Origin of the sequence: Azohydromonas caseinilytica, from assembly GCF_012927045.1 — a bacterium.
GTDB lineage: Bacteria > Pseudomonadota > Gammaproteobacteria > Burkholderiales > Burkholderiaceae_C > Azohydromonas > Azohydromonas caseinilytica.
This window is the reverse complement of the sequence record NZ_JABBFW010000005.1, coordinates 263,675-276,725: the sequence shown is the minus strand read 5'-3', so window position 1 is coordinate 276,725 and position 13,051 is coordinate 263,675. Positions and strand designations below refer to the sequence as shown.

General features: G+C 68.2%; 16 protein-coding genes. All 16 read right to left on the bottom strand.

What is annotated here, in order from left to right; all coding sequences use genetic code 11:
- Position 1: 1 nt before the first annotated feature.
- The 16 genes from HHL10_RS09955 to HHL10_RS09880 all read right to left on the bottom strand — a co-directional run bounded on the left by HHL10_RS09955 (position 2) and on the right by HHL10_RS09880 (position 12,744).
- On the bottom strand, positions 2 to 430 hold the full coding sequence (locus HHL10_RS09955) for a TadE/TadG family type IV pilus assembly protein (protein WP_169160198.1): 429 nt from the start codon (positions 428 to 430) through the stop codon (positions 2 to 4).
- A 65-nt stretch (positions 431 to 495) separates the two neighbouring features.
- The gene (locus tag HHL10_RS09950; protein ID WP_169160197.1) at positions 496 to 1,053 is read right to left on the bottom strand and encodes a pilus assembly protein TadG-related protein; all 558 of its coding nucleotides are present in this window, start codon (positions 1,051 to 1,053) and stop codon (positions 496 to 498) included.
- Positions 1,054 to 1,067: 14 nt separating this feature from the next.
- Entirely contained in the window at positions 1,068 to 1,337 is a 270-nt protein-coding gene (locus HHL10_RS09945; RefSeq protein WP_169160196.1) for a hypothetical protein, read from the bottom strand.
- A 16-nt stretch (positions 1,338 to 1,353) separates the two neighbouring features.
- A complete protein-coding gene (locus HHL10_RS09940; protein ID WP_235971257.1) occupies positions 1,354 to 3,150 on the bottom strand; it encodes a type II and III secretion system protein family protein in 1,797 nt (598 codons plus the stop codon).
- A 26-nt stretch (positions 3,151 to 3,176) separates the two neighbouring features.
- Positions 3,177 to 4,046: a Flp pilus assembly protein CpaB gene (gene cpaB, locus HHL10_RS09935; RefSeq protein ID WP_235971255.1), complete on the bottom strand. Its 870-nt coding sequence runs from the start codon at positions 4,044 to 4,046 to the stop codon at positions 3,177 to 3,179.
- Positions 4,047 to 4,091: 45 nt separating this feature from the next.
- A complete protein-coding gene (locus HHL10_RS09930) occupies positions 4,092 to 5,417 on the bottom strand; it encodes a DUF8689 domain-containing protein (protein ID WP_169160195.1) in 1,326 nt (441 codons plus the stop codon).
- 22 nt (positions 5,418 to 5,439) lie between these two features.
- Positions 5,440 to 5,994, bottom strand: a complete 555-nt coding sequence (locus HHL10_RS09925) for an A24 family peptidase (protein WP_205832971.1) — start codon at positions 5,992 to 5,994, stop codon at positions 5,440 to 5,442.
- 33 nt (positions 5,995 to 6,027) lie between these two features.
- Positions 6,028 to 6,204, bottom strand: a complete 177-nt coding sequence (locus tag HHL10_RS09920) for a Flp family type IVb pilin (protein ID WP_169160194.1) — start codon at positions 6,202 to 6,204, stop codon at positions 6,028 to 6,030.
- Between the two features lie 156 nt (positions 6,205 to 6,360).
- A complete protein-coding gene (locus tag HHL10_RS09915) occupies positions 6,361 to 6,537 on the bottom strand; it encodes a Flp family type IVb pilin (RefSeq protein WP_169160193.1) in 177 nt (58 codons plus the stop codon).
- Positions 6,538 to 6,581: 44 nt separating this feature from the next.
- Complete coding sequence (locus HHL10_RS09910; RefSeq protein ID WP_169160192.1) at positions 6,582 to 6,758, bottom strand: Flp family type IVb pilin; 177 nt, start codon at positions 6,756 to 6,758, stop codon at positions 6,582 to 6,584.
- Positions 6,759 to 6,906: 148 nt separating this feature from the next.
- Complete coding sequence (locus HHL10_RS09905) at positions 6,907 to 7,083, bottom strand: Flp family type IVb pilin (protein WP_205832970.1); 177 nt, start codon at positions 7,081 to 7,083, stop codon at positions 6,907 to 6,909.
- A gap of 224 nt (positions 7,084 to 7,307) precedes the next feature.
- Positions 7,308 to 7,778 (bottom strand): response regulator, encoded by a 471-nt coding sequence (locus HHL10_RS09900; RefSeq protein ID WP_169160190.1) that lies wholly within the window; start codon positions 7,776 to 7,778, stop codon positions 7,308 to 7,310.
- A 215-nt stretch (positions 7,779 to 7,993) separates the two neighbouring features.
- Positions 7,994 to 8,743 (bottom strand): response regulator, encoded by a 750-nt coding sequence (locus tag HHL10_RS09895; protein WP_169160189.1) that lies wholly within the window; start codon positions 8,741 to 8,743, stop codon positions 7,994 to 7,996.
- Positions 8,740 to 10,404: a sensor histidine kinase gene (locus HHL10_RS09890; RefSeq protein ID WP_169160188.1), complete on the bottom strand. Its 1,665-nt coding sequence runs from the start codon at positions 10,402 to 10,404 to the stop codon at positions 8,740 to 8,742. Before HHL10_RS09890 ends, HHL10_RS09895 begins: the two co-directional genes overlap by 4 nt.
- Before the next feature lie 307 nt (positions 10,405 to 10,711).
- Positions 10,712 to 12,442 carry a cation acetate symporter gene (locus tag HHL10_RS09885; RefSeq protein ID WP_169160187.1) on the bottom strand — a complete coding sequence of 577 codons (1,731 nt, stop codon included), beginning with the start codon at positions 12,440 to 12,442 and terminating at the stop codon, positions 10,712 to 10,714.
- Positions 12,439 to 12,744, bottom strand: a complete 306-nt coding sequence (locus HHL10_RS09880; RefSeq protein WP_310734564.1) for a DUF485 domain-containing protein — start codon at positions 12,742 to 12,744, stop codon at positions 12,439 to 12,441. Before HHL10_RS09880 ends, HHL10_RS09885 begins: the two co-directional genes overlap by 4 nt.
- Positions 12,745 to 13,051 lie beyond the last annotated feature (307 nt).

Sequence of the window (13,051 nt, the reverse complement as noted above, 5' to 3'; positions counted from 1 at the left end):
ATCACATCGTCACGTTGATGGGGCGGAACGCGAACGTGGCCGGCAGCACGGCGCTGAACACCGAGGTGTAGGTGTAGCCAACGATGCGTACGGACACCAGGGTCATCGTGCTGCCTGCGCTGCCGACTACAGGGACGTTGTTGTGGTCCGCATCGCACAGCTTCGGCGTGCAGATCTGGACCATCGTTGACGTCAGACCCGGCACCAGCGGCGTGCCGCCGCCGTCGATGTCGCCGTACAGCGCCAGGTTCTTCACCTGCGCCTGGACCGTGACGTCGTCGGGTGTGGTGGACAGCGCCAGGTAGCGCGCCGCGCCGCGCGCTGCCTTGACCAGTGTGTCGTAGGTATAGAAGGCGCGCCCCAGGTCGGCCGTGGCCGACAGCAGCAGCACCAGCGGCAGCAGCACCAGCGCCAGTTCCACGGTGGCCATGCCGCGCTGGCCACGGCGCGCAGCAGGGCGGGCACGGGAGCGGAGGGGCGTCACGGCGAGCATCCTCATTGCACTAGGCTCGCCATCACGGTGCATCGCGCCGGCCCCGGAGCACAGTTGGGAGTGAATATGGCGAGCGTGGCCGCCGCTCTGGCGCTGACCCGGGCACTGGTGATGCGCAGCACGGGCATGATCCACAGCGCCAGGCTGGCCGGTGCCACCGTGCAGCGCGCGATGCGGGCATCGTTGGCCGACGCCTCGGCGGCGTTGCCGGTCCACGCAGCGTCTACGGGCGCGGTGGCGAACTCGACGGTCACGTCATCGCTCGACACGGACGAGCTTTGCAGGTCAAAGCTGTTTCTCATGGCCACGGTCCGGCCGGCATTGCGTGCCAGCTCGAAGGTCGCCGCCGGAATGACGCCGTTTGGGGGTAACACCTGTGCCGCCGCCAGCGCGCAGGCGTCGGCCGCGTTCTGCAGCTCGGCCTTGTTGACGTAGAGCCGTCCGCCATCGAGTGCCAGGCCGGCGAAACCCATGAGCACCACCAGCGACAGCGCGAACATCACGGCCACCGCGCCTTGCTGCGCGCGGCGCTGCGGCGAAGCGAGGCGACGACGTGCCATGCCTGCCTCCCGGTTCAGCGCGGGTTGACGCGTAGACGGGGCTCCGGCTTTGGAGGACGCTCCACGTAGTCATAGGCGTCGGCGTAGTCGCGCAGGTTGCCGGCCACGGCCTTGCCGTCCAGCCCCTCGGGGCGCGGCGCGCGGTTGCCCGCTGCGGGATCGATCAGCTGTGCAACGCGGGCTTGGCGCACGGAGTCGCCAAGCTGGGCTTCCCAGCCGGGTGTGGTGGCACAGCCGGCCAGCGCCAGAAGGGCCGACGCTGCGAGTACATGCCTCATGTCCATGACTGCTTCTCCTGCCTCACTTCACCTGAAAGCCGGACGCATCGGTGGCCGGCGGCTGCGTGCCGGACGGTGCCGCCGGTGCCGTGTCCGCAGCGCCGCTGCCCGTGCCTTCCATGCGTCCCATCAGGTGCAGCTGCACGCGGTCGGGCGGCGTGATGCGGTCGGTGGGCAGCGCATAGCCCGGCGGCAGCGGCTTGACCAGCCGCGGCGTGATCACGAACAGCAGCTCCGACTTGTCGCTCTGGAAGTCGGTGCTGCGGAACAGCGCGCCCAGCACCGGCAGCTCGCCTAGCACCGGGAAGGCGCGCACGCTGGTGGTGAAGTTGTTCTTGATGAGCCCGCCGATGGCGAAGCTCTGGCCGTCGGCCAGCTGTACGGTGGTCTTGGCGCGGCGCGAGGTGAAGGCCGGCAGCACCGCCAGGCCGCTGACGCCGGGCACCGTCAGGCCCACGCCTTCGCGGTTGAGCTCGGACACCTCGGTGTTGACTTCCAGGTTGATGCGCCCGCTGCCCAGCACCGTGGGCAGGAAGTGAACCGAGACGCCGAACTCCTTTTCCTCCAGCGTGACGGTGCGGCCGGAGCTGCCGTTGTCCACCGACACGGGGATGAAGATCTTGCCGCCTGCCAGGAACTGGCCTTTCTGGCCGCTGATGGCCATCACGGTGGGCTCGGCCAGGATCTTGACCAGGCCGTCCGTTTTCTGCGCGTTGACGCTGAGGTTGCTCACGCCGCGCGCCGGCACGGTGCCGTAAGTCGTCGTGTACTTGGGAATGATCTGGCCGTTGAGCGTGGTGAGTTCCTGCGTCACGTTGCCGGCGCTGCCGATGGCCGACGGGATGCTGCCTCCCACGACCGCGCCGACCGAGCTCAGGGGCGCGCCGTTGGCGCCGGTGCCCGAGAGCTGGCCCATTGAGGCGTTGCTGCCGCCAAAGATGCCCGAGAGGAAGCGGATCATCGAGCCGTCACCGGCGGCGTAGGCGCGCGCGAAGTCGATGCCGAACTGGTCCATCACCGACTTGGCGACCTCGGCCACCTTGACCTCCAGCATCACCTGCTGCGGTGCGCCCACGCTCAGCATGTTGACGATGCGCGGATTGATCCCGGCCACGTTAGAGCCGGTGCTGCCGCCAGCCACGCCCGTGCCCCGCACGAACGCGTTGGTGATCTCCATCACGTGCGACAGTGCGGTCGAGTCGCTGACCGTGCCCGACAGCACGAAGTTGTCGTACGCCACGCTCACACGCACGCCCTTTTCCTCGGGCAGCAACTGTTGCAGCAGGGCCTGCAGCGCACTGGTGTCCATGCTCACCACCACGTCCAGCGCCGTGCAGCGTCCCGACTGCTCCAGCAGCACCACGTTGGTCGTGCCCAGCGACTTGCCCAGCACATAGATCTCCGAGGGGCCCAGCAGCAGCACGTCGATGTCGGCCACGCCGGGGCGCAGTGGCGACTCTTCGGACGCGGCAGGCGCGCTCGGCGCACCGGTCGAGGCAGGCGTGGCGGGCGTGGCCGGGCGGGGCGCTCCGGCACGCGAGCCTTCAGCGTTGCCCAGCAGGATGCGCCGGATGGGGTTGCCGGGGCGGATCACGGTGGACTTGCCGGCGCTCACGTGCACCGGCGGCGCGATCTCGACGCGCGTGCACTGCGACGCCGCCGCAGCGAGCGGGGCCGCCTCGCGTGCGGGGGCTGCGGCGGCGCCCGGCATGGCCGGCACCGCCAGGGCGAGCAGGATCAGCGCCGCTGTGGCGATCGGATGGCTGCGGCCAGGGCCGGGCACGCGGCGCACCGAGCCCGTGCGAAAGGTGGAACACATACTGCGACTGCGGTGAAACGAGGACATCAGAAGCATTCGTTGGTGCGGGTCGTGCCGCGGATGACCTCGACGCACTGCTGGGCCGGGGCCGGAGCCTGCACCGGCGCAGCCACTGTCGGCGCCGTGCGACGCGGAGCGACCTGTACCGGACGCGGCACCACCACTGGCGCCGCGGTGGATACAGTCTGCAACAAAGAGTCCTTGGTTGCACCGGCAGTGCCACCGGGTTGCGGATCGACCTGATTGCGCAGTACCAGCGAGAGCGTGCCCACGCTGCGCGCGAGGTCGAGCTTCTCGGCCTGGTCGGGCGTGAGCTCCAGCGTCACGGCGTTGACGACCTTGGGCTTGGTGTCATCGCGGTTGGCTTCCTGCGCCACGGCCAGCACCAGGATGCGCTCCAGCACGATCTTGCTGATGGCCTTGTCCTGCGCATCACGCGACTCGCTGCCCTGCTGCTGGTTCTGCGTGTTGACCATGATGTCCACGTAGTTGCCCGGCAGCGCAAAGCCGGCCACACCGACGACGTCGTTGACGCGCACGGTCATGGCACGCTTGCCCTCCTGCACCACGGCCGAGAGCCCGCCCTTGGTGCCCACGGGCGCGAGCTTGCCCTCCAGCACGGGCTCCCCGCGGGTCAGCGAGGAGCGTGCGACACGGCCTTGCAACTTGGCGGGGTCGTCGAAGGCGCCGGGAGGCTCGCTGCCGCGCGGCCATTCGACCGTCTTGAGCGCCTCCGGCCCGATCTTGGCGCCAACCTCCACGTCCAGCGCCGCCACGACGATGCGGCCTCCGCCCACGGATTGCGTGCTCAGCCATCGGGCCGCGAACAGTGCAGCCAGCAACCCCGCCACCAGCGCCACGGCCAGCATCGTGAGGCCTCGCTTGTTTCCGCCCATGTCTTTTCCTCCGGTGTGCGGTGTGTGCGCTGGATGCGGCAGGGCTCAAGCCCAGGCCGCCCCGGTGGCGAAGTAGTTGCGCCAAGCCCACTTCATCAGCTTCGGACTGAGCTCGGGCTTGAGCCCGTTGTAGCGGGCGAAATCCACGATCTGGCTGACCAGGTCACGCGGATAGCAGGGCATCAGCGGCCGGCCTTCGGGCTGGTGCATCTCGTGCAGCAGCCGCTCGAAGGCCGTGTCGTCGTAGGGCACGCCGAACTGCTCGCAACTCTGGCGCAGGATGTGGCGATAGTCCTCGGGCGGGACGGGGCCAACGAAGATCTTGTAGCCGATGCGACGCAGAAACGCCTCGTCGCCCAGCTCTTCAGGACGCAGGTTGGTCGAGAAGAACAGCAGGCTGTCGAAGGGAATGCGGAACTTGATGCCGTTGCGCAGCGTCAGGTAGTCGTGCTGCTGCTCCATCGGCACGATCCAGCGGTTGAGCAACTGGCGTGGCGTGACGATCTGGCGCCCGAGGTCGTCCACCAGCAGCAGGCCGTTGTTGGCCTTGAAGTGCGGCGGCGCGTGGTAGAAGCCCGCGCGCTGGTCGAACACCAGGTCCAGCATCTCCAGCGTGAGCTCACCGCCGGTGATCACCACCGGACGCTCGCACAGCACCCAGCGGGCGTCTCCGCGGCGCGTGTCGTACAGAGCGCCATGGTCCGCAGCGGCCTCGGCCAGTGGCCGGTGCACCAGTTCGTCGAACACGTGGATGATTTCGCCGTGCACCTCCACCGCGTAGGGCACGGCCACCGCGCCCTGCAGCAGCGAGGCCATGCGTTCGCACAGGAAGGTCTTGCCGGCGCCGGGCGGGCCGTACAGCAGCTTGGCGCGGCGTGAGTTCATGGCCGCGCCCAGTTGCTCGCGCAGCTCCGGGCGCATGACCACTGACGCCATGGCCTGCTCGAAGCGCTCACGCGTGAGACCCATGTCGGCCACGCTCTGCGCCTGCACCCGTTCCACATAGGCCGACAGCGGCACGGGGGCGGGGCCGCTGTAGAGGTTGCGTGTCAATGCCTCGGCGGCCCGCGCACGCCCGGCCTGGGTGAGCTGGAAACTCACATCGCCGGCCAGGGTGCCGCGATGCTGCACTTCCACCAGGGCTTCGCGGCGCAACTGGCCCAGTACCGTATCCAGCAGCAGCGTGCCGAGCTTGAGATGGCGCGAGAGGTCGCGCAACGCGTTCAGTCCGTGCTGCTGCATCGCCTTGAGCACGAGCTCGGACAGCAGCGTGGGCGGCAGCCCCGTGTCCTGCACGCGCTGGGGCGCGGCAGGCAGGTTCTTGGGCAGCGCCGAGGGCAGCTCGTCCAGGGAGAAGATGGCGGCAGGCATGTGGGCTCTCCAGTGAAGGCCTTCAAACCGACAACAGCCGAATCAGTTCCACAGTGGTTCCGATGGCGATGGCCACCGCATAGGGCAGCCGTCCGGTGGTCTGCGCCTTGGGCTGCAGCAGCAGTCCGGCGGAGCCCGCGCGCATGGCCATCGAGCCGAGCAGGCGCGCCATGTTGCGTCCCACCTGGCGCAGCACCCCGGTGGCCATGGCCATGCCCAGGGCCAGCACGCCTCCGGCCAGAAGGGTCCAGAACGCGGCATAGAGCACGCCCTGCGTACCCAGCCAGGTGCCCACCATGGCCAGCAGCTTGACGTCACCGGCACCCAGGGTGCGCAGGATGTACAGCGGCAGGAACAGCGCCAGCCCGGTGAGGCCGCCTGCGAGCGCCGGCACGAGGCCCGAGGTGCTGCTCGGGAACAGCTCCGTACCGCTGGGAGCCAGGCCATGGAAGCACAGTGCCAGGGACATGCCGTACACCACCAGCATGTTGGGAATGCGCCGGCTGCGCACGTCGCTCGCGGCGGCAAGCAGAAGCAGGGCCGCCAGCATGGTCAACGACAGCAGTTGCAGTGTCATGGAACGCCTCGCGCGCAGGAGTGCCGGACGGGATCAGGTCGTCACGAGCTTGTTGCCGAGGGCATCGAACATCTGGCCCAGCTTGGTACCCAGGCCGCTCATGGCCACGGTTGCGGCCAGCGCGATGAGCGAGGCCACCAGCGCGTACTCGATGGCGGTCACGCCATCTTCCTCGCGGGCCAAGGCCTTGAGGTGTCGAATCAGGTTCATGGCGTCTTTTCTCCTGGTGAAGGGACTGTTTGCAGCGCTGTCTCTACGCCTGTGGAGCCGGCGAACGCGGCGGCGCTGACATGCCGCGCTGCCATGTGGCGTACCGCAGATGCGGGCCGTGTCCGTGGGACAGGCCCGCTGCGGCAAGCCTGTGCCTCAGGTAGTCACGAGCTTGTTGCCGATCGCGGTGAAGAACTGGCCCAGCTTGGTACCCAGGCCGCTCATGGCCACGGTGGCGGCCAGCGCGATGAGCGAGGCCACCAGCGCGTACTCGATGGCGGTCACGCCGTCTTCTTCGCGCACGAAGCCCTTGATGCTCTGCAGCAGCTGCATGGCGTCTTCTCTTGTCCTGAAGGGATCGTTACGGGGTGGCTTGCTCAGGTCGTCACCAGCTTGTTGCCGATGGCGGTGAACATCTGGCCCAGCTTGGTACCCAGGCCGCTCATGGCCGTGGCAGCGGCCAGCGCGATGAGCGAGGCCACCAGCGCGTACTCGATGGCGGTCACGCCGTCTTCTTCGCGAACGAAGTTCTTGAGGTGTTGGATCAGGTTCATGGTGTCTTTCCTGACGGTGCAGAGACCGCTTGCTGCGCCGCCACGGCTCGTCCCTGGTGGGCAGGAGCGCTGTGGCAGCGGAACGCGTCGCGGTGGACGTGGTCTGCAGCGGATATGGGCTCCGCCGCGGTGCCGCAGCCGGAGCTGCTCAGGTCGTCACGAGCTTGTTGCCGATGGCCGTGAACATCTGGCCGAGCTTGGTGCCCAGGCCACTCATGGCCGTGGCCGCGGCCAGGGCGATGAGCGAGGCCACGAGTGCGTATTCGATGGCAGTCACGCCGTCTTCCTCACGCACGAAGTCCTTGATGTGACGGATCAGTTCCATGGTGCTTCCCTTCCTGTTGCAAGACATGCCGTTGCCGGCTCTACCTCTCCCCTAGCGGGTTGAGATCGGGTTGCAGCTGCAACCGCACACACGGCGGCTCCAGGCATTGCAGCGTGGCAAGCGCCAGCTGGTGAGGCCATCGAGCCTCGTCCCCGGTCGCTGCGTTCCTTGCCTGGGGACGCGTCGGAGGCCAGCTTTTGTATCGCGTTGCCATGAAAGTAAATCTATGCAACACCTGCGTGGCCGGCATCAGAGGACTTGCCTGTGTCGCCCAGGAGTTGGCTCCCTGGGAGGCAGGACAAAGCGCCCCCCCCATTCAGGGGGATGGTTGCCAGCAAACAAGCCAGCAGCTCGGCACCGGGCACGGTTTTGGAAAGGCAGGCGCGGGCACCGAGCTGCAGCGCGCGTTGGCGCACGGGCAGCGTTGCTGTGCTCGTCAGCACCACCACTTGGCAGGTGGCCACGCGCTGCAGCATCGGAATGAGCGCCAAGCCGTCCTCGCCACCCAGGTCTGCGTCCAGAAGCACCAGTTCGGGACGCAGGCAGCGCGCCAAGGCCAGCGCCTCGGCGGTGCAGCCGGCACTGCCGGCGCTGTACAGGCGCGGACGCTCGGAGTCGATCAGCAGCCTCAGGCCAGTGCGGATGCTGGGCTGGTCATCCACCACCAAGACGCTGGTGGACGGTTGAAGGGGCATGCAGGCCTCCCGTTGATGGGCATGCCCCCTTGACATGCCCTCAACGTGAACCCTAGGGCTGCGGGCCGGACAGCAACAGGGTCAATGCAACTGGAATGGGATGGAGTTTTGTCCTGGGTCCGTGCCCAGGCGTGCTGTGCAGGCTGCGCGCCTGCACCGCGCATGTCCTTGGACGCCGGCGCGACGGTGCGTCGGCACGCTCAGGAGGCAGCGGCTCAGCCCAGGTTCATGTCGGCGGGCGCGGTGTTGGAGGCGGGCGGTTGCGCCAGCCCATGCTCCAGTGCATAGGCATAGAGCTCAAGCCGGCCGTGCACATTGAGCTTGCTGTAAATGACGGTGAGGTGGTTGCGCAGCGTGTGCTCGCTCATGGACAGCGTCTCGGCCACGATCAGGCTCTTGGCGCCGCGGTGCTGCACCACGGCCTGCACCACCTGGCGTTCCTTGGGCGTGAGCGAGGCGATGCGCTGTGCCTGTTCGCTCTGCGGCGTGGGGGCCGCGGGCGCCGACGCCGGCGCAGGCGCACCGGAGATCTGGCCCAGCAGTTGCGCCATGAGCGCGCGGTCCACCCACACCTCGCCGGCGTGCACGCGTTCGACGGCGCGCAGCAGCAGCTCGGTGGAGTGCGACTTGAGCACCACCCCGCGCGCGCCTTGCTTGACCGCTTCCATGTGCTGCGCGACGTTGAGGTTGCCGGTGAGCACCAGCACCTTGAGCTTCTTGTTCGTGAGCTGGCGGATGCATTCCATCGGATTGCCGTCGGGCAAGCCCAGGTCCAGCAGCACCAGGTCGGTCTCGGACAGCGCGGGATGGGCCATGAGCTCGCGCGTGCTGGTGGCGGTGCCCACGACCTGCATGCGCGGCTGGGCGCTGTCGATGAGCTGGCGCAGGCCCCACAGCACCAGGGCGTGGTCGTCGGTCAGCAGCACGCGGATCGGCCGGGCGGCCGTGGAGGCGGGGGAACTCATGCGGGACTTCCTATCAATGGCAGCGTGATGGCCACCTCGGTGCAGCCCGGCGGCTGGGTCACCGTCACGTGGCCACCGAACTCGTGGGCGCGCTCGCTGAGGGAGCGTGGTGTGAAGGGCCGTGCCGGCGCATGGCCGCCACGGTCGTTGCTGACGCGCATGCACAGCTGCTCGGGCTGAACGTCGAACTGCACCGTGACCACGGTGGCCTGCGTGTGGCGGCGCACGTTGGTCAGCGCTTCGTTGAACAGGTGCAGCAACGCCTTGGCCAGGCTGCCGCGCAGCGGCGGGTCCTGGGCCGGCAACTGCACTTCGACCTTGAGCCCGTACAGCGCCTCGAAGCGCTGCGCCTGGCGCTGCAGCGCCGCCAGCGCGCTGGCGCTGGCGTCAAGGGCCTGGCCACGGCGCAGCCCGCTGACCACGTCGCGCAGCGTCTGCAATTCGTCGTTGGTCATCTGCACCAGTTGGGCGATCTGCGGGCTCACCGGGTTGTCCGGTCCGGCCATGCGTGCCAACGCTTCCAGGCCGTACTTCAAGCCCAGATAGGGCTGCACCGCGCTGTCGTGCAGGTCGCGCCCGATGCGCTCGCGCTCGCGCGCGGTGGTTTCGTCCTGCAGTTGCTCCAGCAGGTCGGCACGCTCCAGCAGGGGGAGCAAGTCGCGCATGAGCGCATGCAGCCAGCGCAGGTCCGCGCCGCTGAAGGCAGGCTCCTGGCGCAGCAGGCACAGCTGTCCTTGGGTGCGGCCGTAGCTGTGCAGCGGCATCCACAAGCTTTGCGCCCCGGCACTCAGCAGCACGCGGCAGGCGCCCGGGTGCAGCGCGCTGCCCGGTGCACCGCTGGCTGGATCGAAAGCGCGCACTGAAACCAGGGGCTCGGCGCTGACCACGCAGCCCATGCCGTCGGGCAGCGCCGCGCGCTGCGCGCGCCAGTGCTGCAGTGCCTCTTGCTCCAGCACGTGCACGTCGCCTCCCGGCATCCAGCAGAACACGCGCGGTTCGGGGCCGGGCAGGTCCAGCAATGCCCGCTGCAGTCCGAAGCGTGTCCCCAGCAGTTCCAGCAGCACCGCGACCTGGCGCTGCAGCCCGCGCCGCGGGTTGGCTTGTTCGGCAAAGTCCGCCACCAGCCGCTGGCGTTCGCGCAATGCCGAGCCCGGGCGGGTGAGCAGGGCCACGGCCGGGCCCAGCGTCAGCAGCAGCAGCGGGGCGGTCAGCGCCACCGGATGGCCGCCGCTGTACGCCACCAGCCACAGCGCCGAGGCACAAGCCAGCGCCAGCACCGCTGCGGAGCGAAGGCCCCACAACAGGGCCAGAGCCACCACCGGCAGCACCGTCAGTGCTGCCATGGGCTGCGCCAGCAGCCGGCTCGCCAGCAGCAGCATGAGGGCGTCCGCCCACAGCCACATCCGCCATTGCGCCAGCGGCCAGCCGCGCAGCGTCAACAGCAGCAACAGCAACGCGCCGGCCGCATAGATCAGCAGCAGCAACGACGCCAGCGGGTTCTGGACCGCCGGCAACAGCGTCAGCCCGGCGCTGAGTCCCAGCAGTGCCCGCGTGCCGGCGACATGGCGCAGCAGCGCTTGGCGCGAGCGTTGCGGCAGGCGCTGCTGCGATTCAGGCGGCTCGATGACTGCGGATGGGGACGTCCCCTCGGCGCTCGGCATGGCTCCCTCTTTGTCCCCGAAGCGGCGCAGCCCTCGGTACCGCGCCCGCTCTCACTCCGTGGTGTTCCCTTGGATTCATATTGAGACACAGGAAACGTTTGATTGTCTATTGCAGTGCAACATAACCTCTCGTTGCTTCTTGGCACTGCTTGTCATATGACTGTAGCCATGGTCAGCGTTGCCGTGCTTTGTGACATCGGCGCTGTTACACGCGCGGCGCGCGCACCATGAAAAAAGGCCGGGTAGAACCCGGCCTTTGCCTTGTCGTGCCGGCGGGACCGTGGCCCCGCCGGGAGATGCGTCAGGCTCAGTGGCCCGAGGCGCCGGCCGCACCCAGGCCGGTTTCGGAACGCACCTGCTGCACCGCGAAGTCGGCGCGCTCCTTGGTGGCCTGCGCGCTGCGGTCCAGGATTGAGAACAGCCAGATGCCCACGAAGCCGATGGCCATCGAGAACAACGCCGGCGAGGTGTAGGGGAACCAGGCCGAGCCCTTGGGGTTGCCCAGCGTGACTTCCCACACCGAGGGCGACACCACCGTCAGCGCCACCGAGCTGATCAGGCCCAGGAAGCCGCCGATCACGGCGCCCTTGGTGGTGCAGTCCTTCCACAGCACGCTCATGAAGAGCACGGGGAAGTTGGCCGAGGCGGCGATGGCGAAGGCCAGGCTCACCATGAAGGCGATGTTCTGCTTCTCGAAGGCGATGCCCAGCACCACGGCCAGCAGGCCCAGCGACAGCGTGGTGATGCGCGAGACGCGCAGCTCGGCGGCGCTGTCGGCCTTGCCCTTCTTGAACACCGTGGCGTAGAGGTCGTGCGAGACGGCCGAGGCGCCCGACAGCGTCAGGCCTGCGACCACGGCCAGGATGGTGGCGAAGGCCACGGCCGAGATGAAGCCGAAGAACACGTCGCCGCCGACCGACTTGGCCACCAGCACCGCGGCCATGTTGGCCGTGCCCGCGCCGCCCTTGATCACGCCCTTGGCGACGTCGGCGAACTCGGGGTTGGTCAGCACCAGGGTGATGGCGCCGAAGCCGATGATGAAGATCAGCACGTAGAAGTAGCCGATCCAGGTCGTGGCCCAGAACACCGACTTGCGAGCTTCCTTGGCGTCGGGCACCGTGAAGAAGCGCATCAGGATGTGGGGCAGGCCGGCGGTGCCGAACATCAGCGCCATGCCGAAGCTGATCGCGGAGATCGGGTCCTTCACGAAGCCGCCCGGGCCCATGATGGACAGGCCGGTCTTGGCGGCCTCTTCAGGCGTCTTGCCCGCGGCGATGGCGATGGCGGTCTTGACGTCCACGCCCTTGGCGAACAGCGCCTCGGGGCTGAAGTTGAACTGCGCCAGCACCATGAAGGCCATGAAGCTCACGCCGCACAGCAGCAGCACGGCCTTGATGATCTGCACCCAGGTCGTGGCCGTCATGCCGCCGAAGAGCACGTACACCATCATCAGCGCGCCCACAATCACCACGGCGATCCAGTACTCCAGGCCGAACAGCAGCTTGATGAGCTGGCCGGCGCCGACCATCTGCGCGATCAGGTAGAAGGCCACCACCACCAGCGTGCCGGAGGCGGCGAAGGCGCGGATGGGGGTCTGCTTGAAGCGGTAGCCCGCGACGTCGGCGAAGGTGAACTTGCCCAGGTTGCGCAGCCGCTCGGCCATCAGGAAGGTGATGATGGGCCAGCCCACCAGGAAGCCGATCGAGTAGATCAGGCCGTCGTAGCCCGTGGCCATCACGGCCGCGGAGATGCCCAGGAACGAGGCGGCGGACATGTAGTCGCCCGCGATGGCCAGGCCGTTCTGGAAGCCGGTGATGCCGCCGCCGGCGGTGTAGAAGTCGGCGGCCGAGCGCGTCTTGGCCGCGGCCCACTTCGTGATCCACAGCGTGGCGGCCACGAAGATGCCGAACATGGCGATGGCCGTCCAGTTGGTCGCCTGCTTGGCGGCCTGGCCCACGTCGCCGCCGGCGGCCAGCGCGGCGCCGGCGCCACTCAGGGCCGCCAATGCGGCCAGGGTCTTGAGGTGCTTGCTGCTCATTTGGCCGCGTCCTTCAGGATTTCGGCCGTCAGCGCGTCGAACTCGCTGTTGGCCCGGCGCACGTAGATGCCGGTGATGATGATGGTGAAGATGATCACGCCCATGCCCAGCGGGATGCCCAGCGTCGTGACGCCGTTGCCCAGCGGCTGCGCCAGGAAGGGCTTGTTGAAGGCGATCAGCGAGATGTACCCGTAGTACACGATGAGCATCAGCGCCGTCAGCAGCCAGCCGAAGCCGCTGCGCTTGCGGCGCAGCTCGTGATACTTGGGGTTGGCCTGGATGCGGGCGACGATGGGGTCCACGGCACTTGTCTCCTCGGTCCTCGAACGGCCCGGGGCGCGTCCTACGGCAGATGCACTCATTGCTTTGTCTCTCCGGTGCAAGGGGTCTGGATGCCGGCCGCACTGCGGGCACGGCATCTCGGCCGAGCCAGTTTCGGCACAGCGTCTGACCAACTTCTTACAAAAACCGGGTCCTGCGGGTTCATCCTGACGCGTCAGCCAGGCGTCAGGCGAAGGTCAGCAATCCGTCAGACGGCGTGCCCAGCATGCGCCAAAAGGCGACCGCCGCAGGCGGCGTCCCAGCGACAAAAGCCGCCCAAGGAGACAA

Excerpts from the sequence above, each read along its gene's own strand:
- HHL10_RS09955 (WP_169160198.1), bottom strand. The coding sequence starts at position 430 with ATGGCCACCGTGGAACTGGCGCTGGTGCTGCTGCCGCTGGTGCTGCTG.
- HHL10_RS09950 (WP_169160197.1), bottom strand. The coding sequence starts at position 1,053 with ATGGCACGTCGTCGCCTCGCTTCGCCGCAGCGCCGCGCGCAGCAAGGC.
- HHL10_RS09945 (WP_169160196.1), bottom strand. The coding sequence starts at position 1,337 with ATGGACATGAGGCATGTACTCGCAGCGTCGGCCCTTCTGGCGCTGGCC.
- HHL10_RS09940 (WP_235971257.1), bottom strand. The coding sequence starts at position 3,150 with ATGTGTTCCACCTTTCGCACGGGCTCGGTGCGCCGCGTGCCCGGCCCT.
- cpaB (WP_235971255.1), bottom strand. The coding sequence starts at position 4,046 with ATGGGCGGAAACAAGCGAGGCCTCACGATGCTGGCCGTGGCGCTGGTG.
- HHL10_RS09930 (WP_169160195.1), bottom strand. The coding sequence starts at position 5,417 with ATGCCTGCCGCCATCTTCTCCCTGGACGAGCTGCCCTCGGCGCTGCCC.
- HHL10_RS09925 (WP_205832971.1), bottom strand. The coding sequence starts at position 5,994 with ATGACACTGCAACTGCTGTCGTTGACCATGCTGGCGGCCCTGCTTCTG.
- HHL10_RS09920 (WP_169160194.1), bottom strand. The coding sequence starts at position 6,204 with ATGAACCTGATTCGACACCTCAAGGCCTTGGCCCGCGAGGAAGATGGC.
- HHL10_RS09915 (WP_169160193.1), bottom strand. The coding sequence starts at position 6,537 with ATGCAGCTGCTGCAGAGCATCAAGGGCTTCGTGCGCGAAGAAGACGGC.
- HHL10_RS09910 (WP_169160192.1), bottom strand. The coding sequence starts at position 6,758 with ATGAACCTGATCCAACACCTCAAGAACTTCGTTCGCGAAGAAGACGGC.
- HHL10_RS09905 (WP_205832970.1), bottom strand. The coding sequence starts at position 7,083 with ATGGAACTGATCCGTCACATCAAGGACTTCGTGCGTGAGGAAGACGGC.
- HHL10_RS09900 (WP_169160190.1), bottom strand. The coding sequence starts at position 7,778 with ATGCCCCTTCAACCGTCCACCAGCGTCTTGGTGGTGGATGACCAGCCC.
- HHL10_RS09895 (WP_169160189.1), bottom strand. The coding sequence starts at position 8,743 with ATGAGTTCCCCCGCCTCCACGGCCGCCCGGCCGATCCGCGTGCTGCTG.
- HHL10_RS09890 (WP_169160188.1), bottom strand. The coding sequence starts at position 10,404 with ATGCCGAGCGCCGAGGGGACGTCCCCATCCGCAGTCATCGAGCCGCCT.
- HHL10_RS09885 (WP_169160187.1), bottom strand. The coding sequence starts at position 12,442 with ATGAGCAGCAAGCACCTCAAGACCCTGGCCGCATTGGCGGCCCTGAGT.